The 22,550-nt window shown below is 64.9% G+C and carries 22 protein-coding genes; 13 read left to right on the top strand and 9 right to left on the bottom strand.

Features of this window, described 5'->3' with window-relative positions:
* The first annotated feature begins 47 nt into the window (after positions 1–47).
* Positions 48–920: a methylated-DNA--[protein]-cysteine S-methyltransferase gene (locus GA0004734_RS03990; protein WP_092931378.1), complete on the top strand. Its 873-nt coding sequence runs from the start codon at positions 48–50 to the stop codon at positions 918–920.
* 136 nt (positions 921–1,056) lie between these two features.
* On the opposite strand, the gene GA0004734_RS03995 is transcribed toward GA0004734_RS03990, so the two are convergent.
* A complete protein-coding gene (locus GA0004734_RS03995; RefSeq protein WP_092931379.1) occupies positions 1,057–1,320 on the bottom strand; it encodes a spike base protein, RCAP_Rcc01079 family in 264 nt (87 codons plus the stop codon).
* A gap of 161 nt (positions 1,321–1,481) precedes the next feature.
* Between GA0004734_RS03995 and xseA the strand changes: the two genes are divergently transcribed.
* The 4 genes from xseA (at position 1,482) to GA0004734_RS04015 (ending at position 5,065) form a co-directional block, all read left to right on the top strand.
* Positions 1,482–3,050: an exodeoxyribonuclease VII large subunit gene (xseA, locus tag GA0004734_RS04000; RefSeq protein WP_092935890.1), complete on the top strand. Its 1,569-nt coding sequence runs from the start codon at positions 1,482–1,484 to the stop codon at positions 3,048–3,050.
* A 70-nt stretch (positions 3,051–3,120) separates the two neighbouring features.
* On the top strand, positions 3,121–3,717 hold the full coding sequence (locus GA0004734_RS04005; RefSeq protein WP_092931381.1) for an NAD(P)H-dependent oxidoreductase: 597 nt from the start codon (positions 3,121–3,123) through the stop codon (positions 3,715–3,717).
* 81 nt (positions 3,718–3,798) lie between these two features.
* Complete coding sequence (locus GA0004734_RS04010; protein WP_092931383.1) at positions 3,799–4,149, top strand: MarR family transcriptional regulator; 351 nt, start codon at positions 3,799–3,801, stop codon at positions 4,147–4,149.
* 34 nt (positions 4,150–4,183) lie between these two features.
* On the top strand, positions 4,184–5,065 hold the full coding sequence (locus GA0004734_RS04015) for a C40 family peptidase (RefSeq protein WP_092931385.1): 882 nt from the start codon (positions 4,184–4,186) through the stop codon (positions 5,063–5,065).
* Between the two features lie 10 nt (positions 5,066–5,075).
* Here GA0004734_RS04015 and GA0004734_RS04020 read toward each other — a convergent pair whose 3' ends face one another.
* The 7 genes from GA0004734_RS04020 to GA0004734_RS04050 form a co-directional block, all read right to left on the bottom strand.
* A complete protein-coding gene (locus tag GA0004734_RS04020) occupies positions 5,076–6,038 on the bottom strand; it encodes a 2-hydroxyacid dehydrogenase (RefSeq protein ID WP_092931386.1) in 963 nt (320 codons plus the stop codon).
* Between the two features lie 33 nt (positions 6,039–6,071).
* Positions 6,072–7,700, bottom strand: coding sequence for an ABC transporter ATP-binding protein (locus GA0004734_RS04025; RefSeq protein WP_092931388.1), 1,629 nt, complete (start codon positions 7,698–7,700; stop codon positions 6,072–6,074).
* Positions 7,697–8,200 (bottom strand): type II toxin-antitoxin system VapC family toxin, encoded by a 504-nt coding sequence (locus GA0004734_RS04030; protein WP_175386211.1) that lies wholly within the window; start codon positions 8,198–8,200, stop codon positions 7,697–7,699. The genes GA0004734_RS04025 and GA0004734_RS04030 overlap by 4 nt, the downstream gene beginning before the upstream one ends.
* Positions 8,200–8,439: a hypothetical protein gene (locus tag GA0004734_RS04035; RefSeq protein WP_092931392.1), complete on the bottom strand. Its 240-nt coding sequence runs from the start codon at positions 8,437–8,439 to the stop codon at positions 8,200–8,202. The genes GA0004734_RS04030 and GA0004734_RS04035 overlap by 1 nt, the downstream gene beginning before the upstream one ends.
* Positions 8,440–8,533: 94 nt before the next feature.
* Complete coding sequence (locus GA0004734_RS04040) at positions 8,534–9,676, bottom strand: ABC transporter permease (protein WP_092931394.1); 1,143 nt, start codon at positions 9,674–9,676, stop codon at positions 8,534–8,536.
* Positions 9,676–10,767 (bottom strand): microcin C ABC transporter permease YejB, encoded by a 1,092-nt coding sequence (locus GA0004734_RS04045; protein ID WP_092931396.1) that lies wholly within the window; start codon positions 10,765–10,767, stop codon positions 9,676–9,678. The genes GA0004734_RS04040 and GA0004734_RS04045 overlap by 1 nt, the downstream gene beginning before the upstream one ends.
* Positions 10,768–10,927: 160 nt before the next feature.
* A complete protein-coding gene (locus GA0004734_RS04050; RefSeq protein ID WP_092935892.1) occupies positions 10,928–12,835 on the bottom strand; it encodes an extracellular solute-binding protein in 1,908 nt (635 codons plus the stop codon).
* A 223-nt stretch (positions 12,836–13,058) separates the two neighbouring features.
* Here GA0004734_RS04050 and mepA point away from each other — a divergent pair, with 223 nt between their 5' ends.
* From mepA to GA0004734_RS04080, 6 genes are all read left to right on the top strand, one after another.
* The gene (mepA, locus tag GA0004734_RS04055) at positions 13,059–14,165 is read left to right on the top strand and encodes a penicillin-insensitive murein endopeptidase (RefSeq protein WP_092931398.1); all 1,107 of its coding nucleotides are present in this window, start codon (positions 13,059–13,061) and stop codon (positions 14,163–14,165) included.
* Positions 14,166–14,240: 75 nt separating this feature from the next.
* Positions 14,241–14,621 carry a methylglyoxal synthase gene (locus GA0004734_RS04060; protein ID WP_092931400.1) on the top strand — a complete coding sequence of 127 codons (381 nt, stop codon included), beginning with the start codon at positions 14,241–14,243 and terminating at the stop codon, positions 14,619–14,621.
* Between the two features lie 104 nt (positions 14,622–14,725).
* Positions 14,726–15,751 (top strand): glucokinase, encoded by a 1,026-nt coding sequence (locus GA0004734_RS04065; RefSeq protein ID WP_092931402.1) that lies wholly within the window; start codon positions 14,726–14,728, stop codon positions 15,749–15,751.
* Positions 15,752–15,851: 100 nt separating this feature from the next.
* Positions 15,852–17,675, top strand: coding sequence for an ABC transporter ATP-binding protein (locus GA0004734_RS04070; protein ID WP_092931404.1), 1,824 nt, complete (start codon positions 15,852–15,854; stop codon positions 17,673–17,675).
* A 10-nt stretch (positions 17,676–17,685) separates the two neighbouring features.
* Positions 17,686–18,507 carry a 4-hydroxy-tetrahydrodipicolinate reductase gene (gene dapB, locus GA0004734_RS04075; RefSeq protein WP_092931406.1) on the top strand — a complete coding sequence of 274 codons (822 nt, stop codon included), beginning with the start codon at positions 17,686–17,688 and terminating at the stop codon, positions 18,505–18,507.
* 64 nt (positions 18,508–18,571) lie between these two features.
* On the top strand, positions 18,572–19,207 hold the full coding sequence (locus tag GA0004734_RS04080) for a 2,3-bisphosphoglycerate-dependent phosphoglycerate mutase (protein ID WP_092931408.1): 636 nt from the start codon (positions 18,572–18,574) through the stop codon (positions 19,205–19,207).
* A 208-nt stretch (positions 19,208–19,415) separates the two neighbouring features.
* On the opposite strand, the gene GA0004734_RS04085 is transcribed toward GA0004734_RS04080, so the two are convergent.
* Positions 19,416–20,402 (bottom strand): Gfo/Idh/MocA family protein, encoded by a 987-nt coding sequence (locus GA0004734_RS04085; RefSeq protein ID WP_092931410.1) that lies wholly within the window; start codon positions 20,400–20,402, stop codon positions 19,416–19,418.
* A 227-nt stretch (positions 20,403–20,629) separates the two neighbouring features.
* On the opposite strand from GA0004734_RS04085, the gene GA0004734_RS04090 reads away from it, so the two are divergent.
* Together GA0004734_RS04090 and GA0004734_RS04095 are read left to right on the top strand one after the other, a co-directional pair.
* Positions 20,630–21,580: an aldo/keto reductase gene (locus tag GA0004734_RS04090; protein ID WP_092931412.1), complete on the top strand. Its 951-nt coding sequence runs from the start codon at positions 20,630–20,632 to the stop codon at positions 21,578–21,580.
* 69 nt (positions 21,581–21,649) lie between these two features.
* Positions 21,650–22,549 carry a polysaccharide deacetylase family protein gene (locus tag GA0004734_RS04095; RefSeq protein WP_092931414.1) on the top strand — a complete coding sequence of 300 codons (900 nt, stop codon included), beginning with the start codon at positions 21,650–21,652 and terminating at the stop codon, positions 22,547–22,549.
* The last annotated feature ends 1 nt before the right edge of the window (position 22,550 follow it).

Raw genomic sequence — 22,550 nt, forward strand, 5'->3', positions numbered from 1 at the left:
CCGCCGATCAGAGGGCGGCGGATTTGAGGGCGGAGGAGGAGACGACGATGACGATCATGCCGCGCCTGACGACGGAAATCACGCCCGAGGGCACCGACTACGAAACCGTCTGCCGCGTGGTGGAACTGCTGACCGACGATTACCGCGATCAGCCGTGCCTCGACGACATCGCCGCGCGGCTCGGACAATCGCCGACGCATCTCCAGCGGACCTTTACCCGCTGGGCGGGCCTCTCGCCGAAAGCCTTCCTGCAGGCCGTGACGCTCGACCACGCCAAGCGTCTGCTGGGCCAGGAAGGCCTGCCGCTCCTTGAGGCGAGCCTGGAACTCGGGCTGTCCGGCCCGGGGCGGCTGCACGACCTGTTCGTGACGCATGAGGCGATGTCGCCCGGCGAATGGAAGCTGCGGGGCGGGGGCCTGACCATCCGCTACGGCTTCCACCCGTCGCCCTTCGGCACGGCGCTGATCATGGTGACGGAGCGCGGTCTTGCCGGTCTCGCCTTCAACGATGCGGGGCAGGAGCGGGAGAGTTTTGCGGATATGGCCGGGCGCTGGCCCAATGCGACCTATGTCGAGGACATCGTGGCCACCACGCCCTATGCCGCGCGGATTTTTGAGGCCGAGCGCTGGGAAGCCGAGCAGCCGCTCAGGGTCGTGCTGATCGGCTCGGATTTTCAGGTGCGGGTCTGGCAGGCTCTGCTCGACATTCCCATGGGCCGGGCCGAGACGTATTCGGCCATCGCCGGGCGGATCGGCCAGCCCAAGGCATCACGCGCCGTCGGCGCTGCCATCGGCCGCAACCCCATCTCCTTCGTCGTCCCCTGCCATCGCGCTCTCGGCAAGAGCGGCGCGCTGACCGGCTACCACTGGGGCCTGACGCGCAAGCGCGCCATGCTCGGCTGGGAGGCGGGGAAGGTATAGGCTGTGGAAAGGCTTCCAGGCTGGCCCGCTCGCTTCCGTTATCCTCGGGCTTGTCCCGAGGATCTGGTGGAGATGCCTCTACCGCCGGCGTGACGCTCGTCTGGCCGGTGTTGGACAAGGCAGCAGAAACAGAAGGCTAGACGAGCCCGACGAGGCTTGATGCCGTGGTGCCGGTTGCAAGGATGCGGTCGGCCCGCAGCGGCAGAAGCGTGCCCTGTGGAACGCCGGACAGCGTGACCAGGGCACCGGACTGCATGCGCAGCGCGATCGCGCCGCCGGCACCCACATAGATCGCCCGTGTGGTCTCCGGCAGGTCGGTGCCATCGGCGGGCGTGATGGCGAAAGCGTGTGTGGCGGGGCTCGAAAGGGAGCCTGCCGTGTGGGCGAAACGGTCGGTCATGGTTCTATCGTCCTTCTCTCGGGTTCACGTCGGTCTTTCGCCGACAGGATGCCGCAGGACGAGACGGCGGGGAAAAACGAAGACGATAATCTCCACCTGAACGCCGCGTCCGGTCATCGGTGCATCTGGTCTTCTGTGCGGGCGCGCGTCAGAATGGCGGCATGAGCTTTTCCTTCGATGCCGATTCGCCGTCCAACCTGTGGGAATATTCCGTTTCCGAGCTGTCCGGCTCGATCAAGCGGACGATGGAACAGGCCTTCGACCAGGTGCGCGTGCGCGGCGAGATCTGCGGCTATCGCGGTCCGCATTCCTCGGGTCACGCCTATTTCGGGCTGAAGGACGAACGCGCCCGTATCGACGCCGTCGTCTGGAAGGGTACGATGGGCAAACTGCGCTTCAAGCCCGAAGAGGGCATGGAGGTGATCGCGGTCGGCAAGATCACCACCTTCCCCGGCTCGTCCAAATACCAGATCATGATCGAGACGCTGGAGCCGGCCGGCGCCGGCGCCCTGATGGCGCTGCTGGAGGAACGCCGGCGCAAGCTCGCCGCCGAAGGCCTGTTCGAGGAAAGCCGCAAGCAGCTCCTGCCCTTCATGCCGCGCGTCATCGGCGTCGTGACCTCGCCGACCGGCGCCGTCATCCGCGATATTCTCCACCGCATCGCCGATCGTTTCCCCGTGCATGTCGTCGTCTGGCCGGTCAAGGTTCAGGGCGAAGGCTCGGGCGACGAGGTGGCGGCCGCCATTCGCGGCTTCAACGCACTGGAGCCCGGCGGGCCGATCGCAAGGCCGGATGTGCTGATCGTCGCGCGCGGCGGCGGCAGTCTCGAAGATCTCTGGGGCTTCAACGACGAGGCCGTGGTGCGGGCTGCGGCCGCCTCCGATATCCCGCTGATCTCGGCCGTCGGGCATGAGACGGACTGGACGCTGATCGACCACGCGGCCGACCGGCGTGCACCCACACCCACGGGTGCGGCGGAAATGGCGGTGCCGGTGCGCGCCGATCTCGAGGCCACGCTCTCCGCGCTGACGGCGCGCCTGCGCAGTGCTGCCGGCCGGCACATGGACAATCGCCGGCAATCTCTGCGGGCGCTCGCGCGCGCGCTGCCCTCGCTCGATCAGGTGCTCGCGCTTCCCCGCCGCCGTTTCGACGAGGCGGCCTCCGGGCTCGTTCGCGGGCTCGTCGGCAACACCGCCGGCAAGCGCCGCAGCTTCGAGCGCGTCGGCGCGCATCTGCGCCCGGATGTCCTCACCGCCCGGATCAACGACCGCCGCCAGCGGCTTCTCGAACGGATGGTGCGGGCGGAACGCCATGTCGAGCGGATGATCGCCCGCGCCGGCACCCGCGTCACCTCGGCGGATGCGGCGCTGCGTGGCCTGCCCGCGCGGCTGCTCTCGCAGATTCACCGCTCGGCCGACCGGCTGCACGGCCTGTCGGGCCGCGCGGATGCCGCCGTCATCGCCGAGCTGCGCCGCGCCCGCAGCGCCGTTACGGCGCAGGACCGCGTGCTGCAGTCGCTGTCCTACCAGAACGTGCTCGCCCGCGGCTACGCGATCGTCCGGGATGCGGACGGCGCACCGGTCAAGGCCGCCGCCGCCCTCTCCGCCGGTCAGAACGTGGCGCTGCAATTTGCCGACGGCACGGTCGGTGCGATCACCACCGAGGGAGCGCCGCCGAAGACACGCAAACGCGGCAGCGCGGAGCCGGCAAAACAGGGCAGTCTCTTTTAAGGCTCGTGAGGCGGCTATGGGACGTGACGTCCCGCAGTCGATGCGACCGCCAACCGTTCAGGGGTATCCGATGCATATCCTTCTCGTGCTCGCGCATCCGCTGCCGGATAGCTTCGCCGGCGCCGTCGCCGACACCGCGACACGGGCGCTGGAGGCCAATGGCCACACTGTCGATCGTCTCGATCTCTATGCGGAGGATTTCGACCCGCGCCTGAGCCGGGCAGAGCGAAGCGGCTATTTCAACGACCCCTACGACGCCACCGGCGTCGGCCCCATCGTGGAGAGACTGTCTGCGGCCGAGGGGCTGATCCTCGTCTTTCCGCAATGGTGGTTCAATTTCCCGGCCATTCTCAAGGGTTTCTTCGACCGTGTCTTCGCACCGGGCATCGCCTTCACCCATGACGCGGCACGCGGGCGGATCGTGCGCAAGCTGACCCATATCCGCCTGTTGCATGCCTATACGACCACCGGCTCGCCCTGGTGGGTCGCGCGTCTTGTCATGGGCGATCCGGTTCGCCGCCTGCTGCGGCGCGGTATCGCGCCGTTCTGCGCCAAGGGCGTGGACTTCCGGATGCTGTCGCTGCACGACATGGACCGGGCGACGGACGCCCGACGCCGCGCCCATCTCGACCGTATCGCGCGGCGCCTGCACCGGATCGGTCCCTGACGGGAAAGGAAACGTGAAAACGCTTCCGTAACGATTTTCCGGGACAACTGGATCCTGTTATCCGAGAAACCCCGAGGGATCATGCCGGTCGAACTGTCCGCAACGCAGGCGCTGACGCTCTGGCACACGGTCTCGCTCGATCAGGTGCGCATCGAGACCGGCGATCTGACGCTGCGGCAGATGGCCATTCTGCTCCATATCTACCTCGTGCCGCCGCCGCACACGGTGCGCGGCCTTGCCGCCACGCTCGGCGTCACCAAGCCCGTGATCACGCGGGCGCTGGACACGATGGGCGAGCGCGGACTGGTGGAGCGGGTGCGGGACGAGCGCGACCGGCGCAACGTCGTCATCAAACGCACCGTCACCGGCGCGCTCTATCTTGAAAAGTTCGGCGATCTGATCATTGATCGCGGCCGTAGACTATCGCTCTGATCCTCTTTCCCAAACCTCCTTTCCTGTGAGCGTAATGACCCATTCCTTCGACCGCAGGCTGCATGCCTTTCGCCCGGATCTCGCGGAAGAGAGCCTGCGCGGCCATGTGGATGCGCTTGCCTATACCGCCGGCGCCTCTGCCATCTGCTGCGTACCCGTGATGCCGCTTCGGGCCGAGCCCGATCTCGGCTGCGGCACCGATACGGAACTGTTGATCGGCGAAACCGTGCGCGTTCTCGACACCTCGCATGGCTGGGCCTGGGTCAAGGCGGATGCCGACAGCTATGTCGGCTATATCCCGGATTTCGCGGTCGTCAGCATCCAGAAGAGCCCGACGCACATCGTCACGGCACCGCGCACATTCGTCTATTCGGGGCCGGACCTACGCTTTCCCACCGTGCAGGCGCTGTCGATGGGCAGCCGCATCACCGCCATCGACGAGCGCGGCACACGTGGCACGCGCTATTTCCTGCTGGAGAACGGACAGGCCGTCGTCGCTGGCCATTGCGCACCCGTCGGCGAACCAGCGCGGGGCGATTACGTCTCCATCGCGGCGCGCTTCATCGAGACGCCCTATCTCTGGGGCGGCCGCTCCGGCTTCGGCATCGATTGCTCGGGTCTCGTGCAGCTGTCGCTGATGATGACCGGCGTCGCCGCGCCGCGCGACACCGACATGCAGGCCGCGTCTCTCGGCCGGGAGATCGCCCGCGAGGATCTTCGGCGCGGCGACCTCGTCTTCTGGAAAGGCCATGTCGCCATCATGGAGGATGAGGCGACCCTCATCCACGCCAATGGGAACACGATGACGGTGGCGCGCGAAGGGCTGAACGAGGCCATCGAGCGGATCGGCTGGCTTTACGAACAGCCCACCGCCTTCCGCCGACCCTTGGAGAGCCTCGCCGTGGGGAGCCTGTGATGCGAGCCGATCAATAGCCGGCTGTTCGATCCACCAGATGCTCGAAGGGCAGGCCCGATTCGTGGCGCTCGATCTGCGTTTCCACGTGACGGAAGAGCGCGCGGACATCCGATGCCGCAGCCGCATGCGGCGTCACGATGACGTTCGGCAGCGTCCATAGCGGACTATCGGCGTCCAGCGGCTCGGTGGAAAAGACATCCAGCGAGGCGCCATGCAGCACGCCCGAGCGGACGGAGGCGACGATATCGGCCTCCACCTGGCTGCCACCGCGCCCGGCATTGATGAAGACGGGCGCACTGAACGGTCCCCTGCGGCTCAGTTTCGCAAAGAGCGCCGTATCGAACAAGCCCCGCGTCTGCGCCGTCAGCGGCAGCAGGCCGACGAGGATGTCGGTGCGTGCGAGAAAGGCGTCGAGGCCGTTCTCGTCATAGGTCTCTATCCCCTCGATCGTCTTCTGCCGGCGCGACCAGCCGATGACGGTGAACCCCATCGTCGCCAGCTTGCGGGCCGCATCCTGGCCCAGCACGCCGAGCCCCATGACGCCGACGGTCAGTTCGCGCGCCTCCGGCTGGGGACGTTCTGCCCAGATGCCCTGCCGGGCCTGTTCCTCATAGGCGACATGCTGGCGCAGATGCAGCAGGCATTGCAGCACCACCCACTCGCTCATGCGGGTCGTCAGCGTCGGATCGACGAAGCGGATCAGCGGCACATCCGGCAGTCCCGGCAGCGTCAGCACATGATCGACGCCGGCACCGCCGGAAAATACCGCTTCGAGATTGGGCGCACGGTCGAAGAGGTCGGGCTGCGACTTCCAGACCACGGCATAGCGGGCCTGCGAGAGATCGCGCGCCGCATGGGCGGGGTCGGCACGGTTGACGACCTCGCGGCCGGGAAAGGCATGGACGAGGGCTGACCGAACCTCGTCCGCGTTGAACTTCAGGTCGATGACGATGGGCGCTTTAACGGAGGGCATGCTGATTCTCGGTCTATGGCTTGGCGGTTGCGGCTACTGGCGCACGGCCGGCACGGGCACGGCCTCAAGGTCGAAGGCGGCGGCCATCAGGGCCTTGGTGTAGTCCTCGCGCGGCGCCGTGAAGATGGCGTCGGCCGGCCCCTTCTCCACCACCTTGCCGAGCCGCATGACGATCATGTCGTTGGCCAGCGCCCGCACGACCTTCAGATCGTGGCTGATGAAGAGATAGGCGAGGCCATGCCGGACCTGCAAATCGCGCAGGAGATCGACCACCTGCGCCTGCACGCTCATATCGAGCGCCGAGGTCGGCTCGTCCAGCATCACGAATTGGGGTTTGAGCACCATGGCGCGGGCGATGGCGATGCGCTGGCGCTGGCCGCCGGAGAACTCGTGCGGGTAGCGCCACCGCGTGGCAGCGTCCAGCCCCACCTCTTCCAATGCTTCGGCCACACGCGCATCGCGCTCCCGTGCCGAAAGGGACGGTTCGTGCACCTGCAACCCTTCCCCGATGATGTCGGAGACGGCCATGCGCGGGCTGAGCGAGCCGAAGGGATCCTGAAAGACGATCTGCATGCGCCGGCGCAGCGGCCGCATCTGGCTGAAGGAGTAGCGCTCGATATTCTGGCCCTCGAAGCCGATGCGCCCCTGCGACCCGATGAGCCGGGTCAACGCAAGACCGAGCGTGGTCTTGCCGGAACCGGACTCGCCGACGACGCCGAGCGTCTGCCCGGCGCGCAGCGTCAGATCGATGCCGTCGACCGCCTTCACGTGATCCACGGTCTTGCGCAGAAAGCCGGCCTTGATCGGAAACCAGACCTTCATGTCCTTCGCCTCGATGACGATGGGCTTCGTCTCGTCTGACACAGGCGGCCTGCCGCGCGGCTCGGAGGCGAGCAGATGGCGGGTATAGGCGTGCTGCGGATTGTCGAAGATCTCGGCCGTCGGCCCGGTTTCCACGATCTTTCCCTTCGTCATGACGCAGACGCGGTCGGCGATCTTGCGGACGATGCCGAGGTCATGGGTGATGAACAGCATGGACATGCCATGCTCGTCCTTCAACTGCTTGAGAAGCTCGAGGATCTGCGCCTGCACGGTCACGTCGAGCGCCGTTGTCGGCTCGTCGGCGATCAGCAGTTCCGGCCGGTTGGCGAGCGCCATGGCGATCATCACGCGCTGGCGCTGTCCGCCGGACAGTTCGTGCGGATAGGCTTTCAGGCGCTTTTCCGGCTCGCGGATTCCGACCTGCCGCAGAAGCTCCAGCACGCGCGGCCGCGCCTGCGCCGGCTTGATGCCCTGGTGAAGATCGAGGATTTCCGCGATCTGCCGCTCGATCGAATGGAGCGGATTGAGCGACGTCATCGGCTCCTGGAAGATCATCGTGATATCGTTGCCGCGCACGCCCCGAAGCTCGGCATCGCCGATCGTCAGCAGATCGCGCCCGTTGAACAGGATCTCACCCCCCGGATGGCTGGCGGCGGGATAGGGCAGAAGCTTCAGGATCGAATTCGCCGACACCGACTTGCCCGAACCGGACTCCCCCACAAGCGCCACCACTTCGCCCTTGGCGATATCGAACGACACCCGATCGACCGCCAGGGACGTCTTGCCACCCTGATGGAAGGCCACGGAGAGATCGCGCACGGAAAGGAGCGGTTCGGTCATGGGGAAAGGGATTCCAGAAGGGTGGTGAGTGTGGGGATGTCGGGGCGCAGAAGTCTGTCGGCTTCATCTGTGCCTGGGGACGTCGCGGCATCGACTCCATCGCCTTGAAAGCGAATGCCCTCGTCGGCGGTCAGGATACGGCGCGCCTTGGCGGCGTGGGCTGTTGCCACGTGGATCGCGTCCGGCAATTTGAGCTTCCGTCCTTCCGCGCGAAGGCGCGCGGATTGTTCGAGAATCTCGCGATCGACCGGCACAACCATCAGCCATTGGCTCGACCTGACAATCTGCTGATAGTGCTCGATCAGATGGGCATCCTGACGCTTGAAGGGATGCACCAGGAGTTCGGCGATCGTCAACTCGCTGGTCGCAAAAGCAGGAACGGGTCTTCCGAAGGACAAGGAGAAAAGCCGATTGAGAAGGTCGCTCTGTTCCGACGTTTCTTCGGAGGCGAAAATGAAGACGTTGGTATCGAGATAGATAGGCCCATCCGAATCAGCCATCAATCGTCCCATTCGTCCCGCAAAGCGCGAATCCGCGCAACGGCCTCGTCGGCATCGAAAGGTTCCGTTCGCGTGGCCTTGAATTTCCGGATGCTTTCCAGAAACTCGGCGCCCGTCATCGGCATGCGATCGGTCACGTCCTCGATAACGATCCGGACCTTTGCATCCACGGGCAACCCCTCCCGCAGGTCGTCCGGAAGATTGGCAGCAGGATAGTCGTGCCTGACAATCGTATTCATGTCGCTTGCTCCTTCTTTCGGAACTGGCCAGCCGTCGGGATTGGCCGGATGACGGGAAGATTACGCCATTTCCCGTGGCCTTGCGAGAGACGCCTCACCCAAACGTCTTGCGCGGATCGAATGCGTCGCGCGCGGCCTCGCCAATGAAGATCAGCAGCGACAGCATGACCGACATCACCAGAAAGGCGGTGAGGCCGAGCCAGGGGGCCTGGAGGTTGGACTTGCCCTGCGCGATCAGTTCGCCGAGCGAGGGCGAGCCGGGGGGCATGCCGAAGCCGAGGAAGTCGAGCGAGGTGAGCGTGGTGATGGAGCCCGAGAGGATGAAGGGCAGGAAGGTGAGCGTGGCCACCATCGCGTTGGGCAGGAGATGCCGCCACATGATCGTGGCGTTGCCGACGCCGAGCGCCTGGGCGGCGCGGACATATTCGAAATTGCGCGCCCGCAGGAACTCGGCCCGAACGACCCCGACGAAGCCGACCCAGGAGAAGAGCAGCATGATGCCGAGCAGCACGAAGAAGCCCGGCGGCAGGATCGCCGCGATGATCAGGAGGATGTAGAGCACCGGCATGGACGACCAGATCTCGATGAAGCGCTGCATCAACAGGTCGGTCCATCCGCCGAAATAGCCCTGGATCGCGCCGGCGGTAACGCCGACGATGGCCGACGCGATGGTGAGCGCGAGGCCGAAGAGCACCGAGATGCGAAAACCATAGATCGTGCGGGCGGCGACGTCGCGCGCCTGATCGTCGGTGCCGAGCCAGTTGAAATTGCCGAGCGTGCAGCCGCGATCCGCCTCCCCCTGGGGATAGCCGGAGCAGCGCTCGGCCGCGCTCATCGTCCAGAAGGGCGCTGTGGGCGCGGAGTGCGGGATATTGGAATTGGCGCTGCGGTAGGAATAGCGGATCGGCGGCCAGACCATCCAGCCATTCGCCTCGATCTCCTCTCGGATGAAGTCGGAGGCATAATCGGTCTCGGCCAGAAAACCGCCGAACGTTTCCTCGGGATAGTTGACCAGCACGGGCACGAGCAGTTCGCCCTTGTAGGAAACGAGGATCGGGCGGTCATTGGCGATGAACTCGGCGCAGAGGCTGAAGCCGAAGAGCGCGAGGAAGATCCAGAACGACCAGTAGCCGCGCCGGTTGGCTTTGAAGTTCTCCCAGCGCCGCCTTGCGACGGGCGACAGCCGGCCGGGTCTGGCAACGGTCGCGATATCAGGGTTCGCGGCGATATCCGTCATCAGACGTCCCTCCGCTCGAAGTCGATGCGCGGATCGACCCAGGTGTAGATGAGATCCGACAGCAGGCTGACGACGAGCCCCATCAGCGAGAAGATGAAGAGCGTGCCGAAGACGATCGGGTAATCCCGCTTGACGACGGCGTCGTAGCCGAGACGGCCGAGGCCATCGAGCGAGAAGATGTATTCGGTCAAAAGCGAGCCCGTGAAGAAGGCGGAGATGAAGGCGGCGGGGAAGCCGGCGATGATGATCAGCATGGCATTGCGAAAGACGTGGCGATAGAGCACCTGCCGCTCCGCCAGCCCCTTGGCACGGGCGGTGACGACATATTGCTTGCGGATCTCGTCGATGAAGGAGTTTTTGGTGAGCAGCGTCGTGGTGGCGAAGGCCGACAGCAGCAGGGTGATCAGCGGCAGCGTCATGTGCCAGAGATAATCGAGGATCTTCTGCCACCAGTTGAGCTGGCTGAAATTGTCCGAGACGAGGCCGCGCAGCGGAAACCAGTCGAAAAAGGAGCCGCCGGCAAAGAGCACGATCAGCAGGATGCCGAACAGGAAGCCCGGCACGGCATAGCCGACGATGACGATGCCCGACGTCCAGACGTCGAAGCGCGAGCCGTCCGATACGGCCTTCCTGATGCCGAGCGGAATGGAGATCGCGTAGGAGAGGATCAGGATCCACAGGCCGAGCGAGATCGACACCGGCATCTTGTCGAGGATGAGGTCGATGACCGATGTGTTGCGGAAGAAGCTCTCGCCGAAGTCGAAGCGGGCATAGTTCCACATCATCGTCAGGAAGCGCTCCAGCGGCGGCTTGTCGAAGCCGAACTGCTTTTCGAGCTTGGCGATGAAGTCGGGATCGAGCCCCTGCGCGCCGCGATAGCTCCCGCCGCTCTGGTCGCCGCCGGAGGCGCCCGCAAGATCGCCGCCGCCTCCCGACAGGCGGTCACCGCCCTGGTTCGGCCCGGTGAGGTCGGCGATGACCTGCTCGACCGGACCCCCGGGCGCGAACTGGACGACGGCAAAGGAGATGGCCATGATGCCGATGATCGTCGGGATCATCAGGAAGAGGCGGCGGAGAATATAGCCGCCCATCAGACCCGCACTCCGGCCCGGACTTTCGTCATGATGACGCCGCCCCGGCCCCTTTTATCGTTCACTCCGATTTTCCGATGTCCGATCAATGCGCTGACGTTCCCGTTCCTGATTCGCGGTCTGCCTTATGAAAAGCAGGCCAGTCTGACGTGCAAGGCTTTCATGGAGCTTTCGCGGCGGCCGACCACCAGATCGCTGGAAAGCCGACGGCATATTCCGGCAGGTTTTCGGGATGGGTCAGGTCCTTGGAATAGGCGATCCGCATGTCGCGCGAGGCGTAGGTCGGAATGACGATCTGCTTGGCCAGCAGCACCCGGTCGAGCGCTTTCGTCGCAGCCACCAGGTCGTCGCGATCTTTCGCGAAGATCACCTTGCGGATCAGCGCATCGACACCCGGATCGGCAAGACCGGAATAATTCTGCGATCCTTCGCGCGTCGCGGCCGTCGTGCCCCAATATTCCGTCTGCTCGTTGCCCGGATTGAGAGACTGCGCCCAGCCGAGGTAGATGGCGTCGAAGTCCTTGGATCGCCAGCGATTGGTGTATTGCGAGCTGTCGACGGTGCGAACGCGTGCCTCGATGCCGATCTTCCGCAGGTTCTGGCTGAAGGGCAAGGCGACCCGTTCGATCGTCGTGCCGTCGAGCAGGATCTCGAAGGTCAGCGGCTTGCCCGTCTTTGTCTCGATCATCCTGTTGCTCTTCAGTTCATAGCCCGCTTCCTTCAGCAGGCCGATCGCCTTTCGCAGATTATCCCGCAGCTTTGCCGGATCTCCGCCAACCGGATTTGTGTACGGCTTGGTGAAAACGGTCGGCGGAACCTTGTCCTTCAGCTCCGTCAGGATCTCCAGCTCACGCCCCTCCGGAAGCCCAGATGATGCCAGTTCGGTCGGGAAGAAGAAGCTGTCGATGCGATCATACTCGTTGTAGAAGATTGTCCGCTTCAACTCCTCGAAATCGAAGGCATAGTTCAGAGCCTCCCGCACCCTGACATCCTTGAACGCATCGCGCCGCAGGTTGAGAATGAACCCCACCATGACGCCGCTGTCCCGGCTGTCGTTCTCCAGCCGCTCGAGCTTGATCCGGCCGTCCTTGACCGCGGGAAAATCGTAGGAGGTCGCCCAGCGTCTGGCCGAATTCTCCCACCGGTAGTTCGCATTGCCCGACCGGAAGGCCTCGAACGCGACGTCGAGGTCTGCATAATACGTAAAGCTGATCGCTCCGAAGTTGTTCTGCCCGACATTGACGTTCAGGTTCTTCCCCCAGTAGTCGTCCCGCCGTTCGTAACGGACGTTCGAACCGGCTTTCATGGACGTCATCTTGTAAGGACCGGAGCCCATGGGCATTTCGAGCGTCGTGCGCGCGATATCGCGCGGCTGTCCGTCCGCGTCCTTTCCTTCCCACCAGTGTTTGGGCACGATGAGGAGGCTGCCGGCCACCTTCGGCAATTCCCGGTTTCCGACCTCGTCGAAGGAGAAGGTCACCTCCCGTTCGCCCGTCTTCTCCACCTTGGTGATATGGCCGTAATAGGATGCCGCCTTGGGATCGAGTTCCTTGGCCTTGTCGAAGCTGAAGATCACGTCCTCCGGCGTCACCGGCTTGCCATCGGCCCAGGTCGCCTCCGGGCGAAGACGAAACTTCGCCCAGGCAAAATCATCGGGAAAGGCGACCGCTTCGGCCAGCAGGCCGTAATCCGTGAGAACCTCGTCCATGGAGGGCTTCATCAGCGTTTCGAACACCAGCCCGACGGACATGCCGGAGGCGCTGGAAACGGGACCGACCACGCCTGCGGCCATCTCGCCTTTGGCCAGCACCGGGTTGAACGTGTCGAACGTTCCCATGGTGGCCAGCCGGACCTCGCCCCCCTTCGGCGCCTGCGCGTTCACATAGTCGAACTGCTTGAAACCTTGCGGATATTTCAGTTCTCCAACGGTCGACATGCCGTGGCGCCACTGGGGATCCTGCGCCTGCACGGGACTTGTAAAGACGCAAGGAGCGAGGAGGGCGGTGGCGATGAGGGCCAGGGTGCCAAAGGTCAGTGCCGGTGTCGTCCTGCTCGTCTTCTGCCGCATGCGGTTCGTCTCCATGGTCGCGTGTCAGGCACACAATAGGCGAAATGCGGCCGATTGACAGGCGGGGCTCCGGACAGGGCCTGAAATCCGCCTTCACATCGGCTTGACCGCAAGTCTGACACAAAGACCGTGTGAGACAGTTGCCGCTCTACGACCCCAAGCCTGAATACGCCCAAGCCTGAATAGGCCCACGCCCGACCACGACAGCACCGGACACACCCGCATGACATCTTCTCTCACAGGATCTTCCGCCGGCGCCAGCGTCTCGACAGGATGGGCGACCCGAGCTTTCATCGCGGCGGCTCTCGTCCTGCCGCTCGGCCTCCAGCCCGCCGTGTCGGCAGAGCCGCAGCCGGCCAAGCAGCTGTTCGGCGGCATGACGCTTCCCAGCCAGACGGCGCCCGCCTCCTTCGGCTCCTACGCCAAGGGATGCCTGTCGGGCGCGGTCGCGCTGCCGGCCGACGGGCCGACCTGGCAGGCCATGCGCCTCTCGCGCAACCGGCGCTGGGGCAATCCGCACATGATCGCGTTTCTGGAGCGCTTCTCGCGCGATGCGGCCGAGATCGGCTGGGGTTCGGGCATCCTGCTCGGCGATATCTCGCAGCCGCGCGGCGGGCCGATGCTGACCGGCCATGCCTCCCACCAGATCGGGCTCGATGCGGACATCTGGTTCCAGCCCAAGCCCGCGCGGGCGATGAGCGTTTCGGAACGCGAGAGCAAGCCCTTCGTGTCCATGCTGGACAAGACCAAATTCCTCACCGTCAACCCGCAGCGCTGGACGCCCACCCATGCGCGGCTCATCATGCGGGCGGCGGCCGAGCCGGAGGTCGACCGGGTGTTCGTCAACCCGGCGATCAAGAAGAAGCTGTGCGACACCTGGACCGGCGACCGGACGTCGATGGGCAAGATCCGGCCGATCTACGGTCACGACGAGCATTTTCATATCCGCATCAAGTGCCCGGCCGATTCGCCCGGCTGCAAGCCGCAGGCGGCCGTGGCGCCCGGTGATGGCTGCGACAAATCGCTCGCCTGGTGGTTCACGCAGGAGCCCTGGGCAAAGCCGAAGCCGAACCCCAATGCCAAGCCGGTCAAGCCGCGCTTCGTCATGCTGTCCGACCTGCCGCAGGCGTGCAGCGGCGTTCTGGCGGCGCCATCCTCGTCGGAAGCGGCGTCCACCTTCGGCGGCCCGGTACCGGTCTCTGCGCCGGTCTCTGCGCCAGTCTCGGCCTCCGTTCCCGCCGCACCCGACGCGATCATGCCTCCGGCGGCGATTGCCGATCCCTCTGTTCCCGTTCCCACACGCCGGCCGGCTGCGGACTCCGCGCAGTGATCCATCCTCACTTTCCTCTTGAATCGATTTAGGTTCCAGGAAATATGAGCGAAGAGGACCCACGCGGAGGACGCAATGACGGCTCGCAAATGCATGGCGCTGATCGCGCATGACCTGAAGAAGCAGGACATGGCGGAATTCGCCAAGGCGCACCAGAGCGTGCTGGCGGAATGGCGGATCGTCGCCACCGGCACCACGGGCGGTCGCGTGCAGGAGGCCTGCCCCGGCCTCGACGTGACGCGGCTGAAAAGCGGGCCGCTCGGCGGCGACCAGCAGATCGGCGCGCTGATCGCGACCGGCGACGTCGATCTCCTCATCTTCTTCATCGATCCGCTGACGGCGCTGCCGCACGATGTCGATGTGAAGGCCCTGACACGACTGGCGACCGTCTACGACATCCCCATGGCGCTCAACCGCGCGACGGCCGAGCGCCTGGTGGATTTCCGGCCGCTCTGAGCACCGGCGTCGATATCTCGCCTTTTCGACTTTTGCACTGGAGCGGCCTTGCAAAACATGCGAAGCGCTTCCCGCCCGCCCGCTGATCCAATCCAGGAGGTTTCATGTCCGCGTCTGCAGAAACGGTTCCCGGTCTCGCCTTTCCCATCCTGATCGGCGATATCGGCGGCACCAATGCCCGTTTTGCGCTGCTGAACGACGAGACCTCGGAGCCGGTGGTGTTTCCCGTGGTGCCGACCGGGGGCTATCCGAGCATTCAGGCCGCGCTCGAAACCAGCATTCTCCCGCAAGCCGCCCTCCGCCCGCGCTCGGCCATCATCGCGGTCGCCGCCCCGGTCAAGGGTGACGAGATCCCGCTGACCAATGCCGGCTGGGTCATCACGCCGGCCGATATGATCGCGACGCTCGGTCTGTCGGACGTTCTCGTTCTCAACGATTTCGAGGCGCAGGCGCTGGCGGTGGCCGCCATCGCCAAGAGCGACTGCGCGCAGATCGGTACCGGCGAGCCGCTGGAAAGCGCCTCCTGCGCCGTTCTCGGGCCGGGCACGGGCCTTGGCGTTGCCGGTCTTCTGCATACGCATTCCACCTATTTTCCGGTGCCCGGCGAAGGCGGCCATGTGGATATCGGCCCGCGCACGCCGCGCGATACGGCGATCTGGCCGCATCTGGAGACGATCGAGGGCCGGATTTCGGCCGAGCAGCTGCTCTGCGGCCGCGGCATCGTCAATATCTACCAGGCGGTCTGCCGCACGGACGGGCTCACGCCCGAGCTGACCGACCCGGCCGACGTGACGTCGGCAGCCCTTGCCGACACCGACAGGGCCTGCGTCGAGACGCTGTCGCTCTTTGCCCGCTATCTCGGCCGCGTGGCGGGCGACATGGCGCTGATCTTCATGGCCCGGGGCGGCGTCTATCTCGCCGGCGGCATTTCCCAGAAGATCCTGCCCGCCTTGCAGCAGCCGGAATTCCGGGCGGCCTTCGAGGACAAGGCGCCGCATTCGGCGCTGATGCGCTCGATCCCGACCTATGTGGTCACCCATCCCTTCGCAGCCCTTGCCGGCCTTGCGGCCTTTGCGCAGACCCCGGCCCGCTTCGGCGTGGCCACCACCGGGCGTCACTGGAAGGCCTGACCGGAACCGAAAAGGGCCGAGACTCGCCAAACGGCTCCGGAGGCACTATAGAGCGCGGCGCAAGCATCCGATAAGGACCGCCCGGTCAGGGAAAGAGCTTTTGAAAGATCAGAAGAAGAAGCACACGCCAGTGGACGCCGAGACGATCACCAGCGTGCTCAAGCGGGTCGCGCGGGAGAACGGGCGGGCACATATCAAGGGCTACCTGTTCGCCATCGCCTGCCTCGCGCTGGTCGCGGCCTCGACGGCGTTCACGGCCTGGATCATGGAAGCCGTCGTCAACGAGGCCTTCGCCAACAAGCGCGCCGACATGGTGCTTATCATCTGCGCCGCCATCTTCGTCGCCTTCGTCGTGCGCGGCTTTGCCACCTACGGGCAGGCTGTCGCCCTGTCGAAGATCGGCAACAACATCGTCGCCAGCTATCAGCGTCGGCTGTATTCGCACCTGATGGCGCTCAGCGTCGGCTATTTCACCGATGCCCGCTCCGCCCGCATCTCCGCCAAGATCAGCCAGAACGTGTCCGGCATCCGCGACGTGCTCAACATGACGGTCACCTCGATCGCGCGCGATCTGCTGACGCTGATCGCGCTGATCGGCGTCATGCTCGGCAAGGACTGGGTGCTGACGATCATCGTCTTCCTCATCGCGCCGCCGCTGCTGATCGGCCTTCGCTACGTGTCGCGCCGCCTGCGCAACGCGACGCGCGAATCGGTCGAGATCAACAGCCATGTTCTCGGCGCCATGCAGGAGACGATCCAGGGCATCACGATCGTCAAGGCCTTCACCATGGAGGAGCAGCTGAAGGGGAAGGTCGAGGCGATCATCCAGCGTGCGGAGAACCGCGCGAACCGGATTGCCCGCCTCTCCGAGCGCACCGCGCCGATGACGGAAACCTTTGCGGGCTTCGCCATCGCCAGCGTTCTCGGCTATGCCGCCTTCCGCTCGATCTACGACAACGTGCCGCCCGGCGCCTTCTTCTCCTTCGTCACCGCTCTGCTGATGGCCTATGATCCAGCGCGTCGCCTCGCGCGGCTGCAGGTGTCGCTGGAGCGCGCCGCCGTCAATGCGCGGATGATCTACGAGGTGCTCGACACGGTGCCGCACCAGCGCGACCAGCCGGATGCGAAGTCGCTCGCGGTGTCCTCGGCGACGATCACGTTCAACAATGTGCACTTCGCCTATGGCAATGGCGAGGAGATCCTCAAGGGCGTCAGCTTCGTTGCCGAAGGCGGCAAGACCACGGCGCTGGTCGGCCCCTCCGGCGCCGGCAAATCGACCGTCATCAGCCTCATTCCGCGCTTCTACGATCCCGCCGTCGGCGAGATCCTCATCGACGGGCAGGACATCGCCCACATCACGAAGCTGTCGCTGCGCAACGGGCTGGCCTATGTCTCGCAGCAGCCCTACCTGTTCGAAGGCTCGATCGGCGACAACATTCGCTACGGCCGGCCGGAGGCGACCGACGAAGAGGTCTACGAGGCCGCGCGGCTCGCCTATGCGCACGACTTCATTCTCGCCCAGCCGCAGGGCTACGATACACCGGTCGGCGAAAACGGCGTGACCCTCTCCGGCGGTCAGCGCCAGCGGCTCTCGATCGCCCGCGCGCTCGTGCGGCGCGCGCCGATCCTGCTTCTCGACGAAGCCACGTCCTCGCTCGATACCGAATCGGAATCCGCCGTTCAGAAGGCGCTCGACCACGCCATGGACGGCCGTACCGTCGTGGTCATCGCGCACCGGCTCTCCACCATCGTCAATGCCGACAAGATCATCGTCATGCGCGATGGGCTCGTGGTCGAGGAAGGCACGCATACGGAGCTTGCGGAACGCAAGGACGGGCTTTACGCTCGCCTTCACAATCTCCAGGGCAGCCAGCCGGCCGCCACTCTTGACGATCTGGTCGACAGCACGGAAACGACGACATGAGCCCTACGACATGAGCGATACGGACATGAAACTCGTCGTCGTGGGCGCGGCGGGCCGCATGGGCCAGACGCTGATCCGCACGATCCACGCCATGCCGGGCGTCACCCTGTCGGCCGCCGTGGAGCGTTCGGGCTCGGCCTTCATCGGGCGGGATGCCGGCGAAATCGCGGGCCTCGGCCCCACCGGCATCCTCGTCACGGACGATCCGCTGCGCGCCTTCGTCGAGGCTGAAGGCGTCCTCGATTTCACGGCACCGGCTGCCAGCGTCGAATTTTCCGGGCTCGCCGCACAGGCCCGCATCGTCCACGTCATCGGTACGACGGGATGCTCGGCCGCCGACGAAGCGCGTTTCGAGGCGGCTGCCCGCCATGCGCGCGTGGTCAAATCCGGCAATATGAGTCTCGGCGTCAATCTGCTGGGCGTTCTCGTGCAGCAGGCCGCCCGGGCGCTTCCCGCCGCCGGATGGGATCTCGAAATTCTGGAAATGCACCACAAGCACAAGGTGGACGCACCGTCCGGTACGGCGCTGCTTCTCGGCGAAGCGGCCGCGCGTGGTCGCGGCATCGACCTTCAAAGCCGGTCCGTGCGCGTGCGCGACGGCCATACCGGGGCGCGTCCCGAAGGCACGATCGGCTTTGCGACACTGCGCGGCGGCTCGGTCATCGGCGAACACTCGGTCATCCTCGCCGGCGAGGGCGAGAGCGTGACGCTGTCCCATTCGGCCACCGACCGGTCGATCTTCGCACGCGGCGCCGTGACGGCAGCCCTCTGGGCGCGGTCGCAGAAGCCCGGTTACTACACCATGCTGGACGTGCTGGGGCTCACCGCCTGAGCCTTTTGCCTTCCTTCGTCTGCCCTTTTGCCCGACTGAAACACACAATGAGGAATGAACGATCATGAGCGGCACGCTTGTCCTGGTGCGTCACGGCCAGAGCGAATGGAACCTGAAGAACCTCTTCACCGGCTGGAAGGACCCCGACCTGACCCCGCTCGGTATCGAGGAAGCCGAAACCGGCGGCAAGGCGCTCGCGGCCACCGGCCTCAAATACGACATCGCCTTCACCTCCGACCTGACGCGCGCGCAGAAGACGCTGAAGATCATTCTCGACGCCGTCGGTCAGCCAGAACTTGAGACGATCCGCGATCAGGCGCTCAACGAGCGCGACTATGGCGACCTCTCCGGCCTCAACAAGGACGACGCGCGCGCCAAGTGGGGCGAGGAACAGGTGCACATCTGGCGCCGCTCCTACGACGTTCCTCCTCCGGGCGGCGAAAGCCTGCGCGACACCGGCGCCCGCGTCTGGCCCTATTACCTCACCGAAATCCTGCCGCGCGTGCTGAAGGGCCAGACGGTTCTCGTCGCCGCGCACGGCAATTCGCTGCGCGCGCTGGTGATGGTGCTCGACCGGCTGACCAAGGAAGAGATCCTGAAGCTCAACCTCGCAACCGGCGTTCCCATGGTCTACACGCTCAATGCCGATTCGACCGTCGCGTCGAAAGAGGTTCTGGGCGACATGTCCGGCGCGCACTGACAGGAGGGATGACGGCCTCACCAAGGGGCCGTCCGCGTCCGGTCGTCTTGGGGCGTCCAGCGCCCTTCCTCACGTCCGTCATCCCCAAGGCTTGTCCCTGGCATCTGCAACATCTTGTTTTGGTTGATGTTGGCAGATCCTCGGCACAATGCCGAGGAAGCGGTTCATGTCCGGAAACCTTAATGGCCGGAAACCTTTATAGGACGTCTCAGACGGCTTCCCAGCCGTCCTTCTCGCTGGCGCGATAGATCGCGTCGATGAAGGCCTGGTTGGCGCGCGAGTTCTCGAGCGTCACCACGGCATCCTCTCCGCCGGTGGCCGCGCGCGAAAAGGCTTCGGCCTGAAGCTTGTACTGGCGCGTATCCTGAAAGCGGAAAAGCTGCGACTGGCTGTGGTTCTGGTTGGTCAAAGCCACTTCCTGGCGCCCATAGCGCTCGGCATTGAAGGGTGAGGTCACCTCGATCACGCCCTCGTCACCGTGGAACACCATGACCTGGCGTGCCGCAAGCTGGGTGGAGATATAGAAGGACAACTCGAACGTGCCGAAATCGGCCCGGACGCTCGAATAAATGTCGGTGCCGAATGTCGGATCGCGCTCCGTCGTCGCCTGCACCCGCTGCGGCTCGACGCCGGTCGAGAATCGCGTCGCCATGGTCGGGTAGACGCCGATATCGGGTAGGCCGCCGCCGCCGAGTTCCGGAATGTTGCGCATGTTCGCCGGGTCGCGATTGAAATAGGTGAACGCGCCCTGCACATGCCGCAGCCGACCAATGGCGCCTTCGGCCAGCAGCGCCCGCACCTTGTGCCACACGGGGCTGTAGGTGATCATATAGGCTTCCGAGATCAGCACGCCGGTGCGGTCGCGCGCCTCGATCAGCCGGTCGATCTCCTGCGCCTTCAGGGCGATCGGCTTTTCGCAGAGCACATGCTTGCCGGCTTCCGCCGCGCGGATCGACCACTCCGCATGCTGGGCGGTGGGCAGGGGGATGTAGACGGCATCGATCACGTCGGAGGCCAGCATTTCCTCGTAGCTGCCGAAGGCGTGCGGTACGGAAAACCGGTCGGCCATGGCGCGGGCGCGGGCGCTGTCGCGGCTGGCAATGGCGGTGACGACGCAGTTTTCCGCGTCCTGGATAGCGGGAACGACCGCATCGCGACCGATCTTGGCGGTCGACAGAATTCCGAATCTCAACATGCAATGCTTCTCCCTGATGGTGCGCGGGACTATGCCATGAGCGCGGCGGACTGTCTGTGCCAAGCCCCTTGGATGTCCGCGCTTCCCCCATGTTTCTGGTTCCGCTTCCCGATGCCCCGTCGTGCCTTTTGCCGTTCCGACCCTGTCAGGCGGCGCCGCGCGCCCCTATGTCGAAGGCTGGGCTGCTGCCCGAACCGTCCGATCCGAGACTAAACCGGAGAGTTTTCATGGAAAAGAGACAGCTGGGCCGTACAGGGCTTTCCATCGCGCCGCTGGTGTTCGGGGGCAATGTCTTCGGCTGGACCGCGGACGAGACGACGTCGTTCCGACTTCTCGACGCCTTCTTCGATGCCGGGTTCAATGCCATCGACACGGCCGACGTCTACTCCGCCTGGGCGCCCGGCAACACGGGCGGCGAGTCCGAGACGATCATCGGCAAATGGCTGCGCCAGACGAAGCGCCCGCGCGACGAGATCGTCATCATCACCAAGGTCGGCTCCGACATGGGCGAGGGGCAGAAGGGCCTTTCGGAAAAATGGATCCGCAAGGCCGTGGACGATTCGCTGCTGCGCCTGAACACCGATCACATCGATCTCTACCTCTCGCACTGGCCGGATGCCGAGACGCCCTATGAGGAAACGCTGGGCGCCTATGATGCGCTGGTGAAGCAGGGCAAGGTGCGCGCCATCGGCGCGTCCAATCTCGATGCGGGCCAGCTGCGCCAGTCGCTCGACGTGGCTGCGGAAAACGGCCTGCCGCGCTACGACGTGCTCCAGCCGGAATACAATCTCTACGACCGCGCGAGCTTCGACGGCGCGCTGCGCAATCTCTGCATCGCGGAGGAGATCGGCGTCATCACCTATTTCAGCCTCGCCTCCGGCTTCCTCTCGGGCAAGTACCGCTCGCACAAGGACCTCGAAGGCAAGGCACGCGGGAAGGGTGTCGAAAAGTATCTCGATGGCCGCGGCATGCGCATTCTCGGCGCGCTGGACGAGATTGCGGCGGAGAAGCAGGCGACGCCGGCGGAAATCGCGCTGGCCTGGATCATGGCCCGCCGCGGGGTGACAGCGCCGATTGCGAGCGCCACGAGCCTTGAACAGCTGCAGAGCCTGATGAGAGCGGCCGATATCGATCTCTCCGAGGAGGATTGCCGGCGGCTCAACGAGGCGAGCGAATAGAAACCGTTGACGTGAAAACCCGTCTGTCTAAGCTGATGCTTTCGACGCGCTTTTGATGAGGAAAACGCAATGGCGAAAGAGATCTTCGTTTCCTACGGCATCGATGTGGATGCGGTGGCCGGCTGGCTCGGCTCCTATGGTGGCGAGGACAGCCCCTGCGACATCTCGCGTGGCGTCTTTGCGGGCAAGGTGGGGAGCGTCCGTCTTCTGAAGATGTTCGAGAAATGGGGCATCAAGACCACCTGGTTCATTCCCGGCCACTCCATCGAGACCTTCTGGGACGAGATGAAGGCGGTGGCCGATGCCGGCCACGAGATCGGCATGCATGGCTACAGCCACGAAAACCCGATCGCCATGACGCCGGAGCAGGAAGAAGCAATCTTCGACAAATGCGTCGATCTGATCACGCAGCTCTCCGGCAAGCCGCCGCGCGGCTATGTCGCGCCGTGGTGGGAGTTCGGCTCCAAGACCAATGCCCTTCTGAAGGAGAAGGGCATTCTCTACGACCACTCCCTGATGCACAACGATCACTTCCCCTATTATGTCACCGTGGGTGACGAGTGGACGAAGATCGACTATTCGCAGCACCCCTCGACCTGGATGAAGCCCTATGTGGCGGGGCCGGAGACCGACCTGATCGAGATTCCCGCCTCCTGGAATCTCGACGATCTCCCGCCGATGATGTTCATCAAGGCGGCGCCCAACAGCCACGGCTTCGTCAGCCCGCGCGATCTGGAACAGCAATGGCTCGACCAGTTCGAATGGGTCTACGAGAATTACGACTACGCCGTCTTCCCGATCACCATTCACCCCGACGTCTCCGGCCGGCCCCATGTGCTGAAGATGCACGAGCGCCTGTTCGAAACGCTGAAGGGCTATGCGGGGGTGAAATTCGTGACGATGGAGGAGATCGCGCAGGATTTCGCCACGCGCTTCCCACGTTCCGGAACGGAGCGACCGCAGCCCTGAC

It is taken from the genome of Rhizobium sp. 9140 (genome assembly GCF_900067135.1).
GTDB lineage: Bacteria > Pseudomonadota > Alphaproteobacteria > Rhizobiales > Rhizobiaceae > Ferranicluibacter.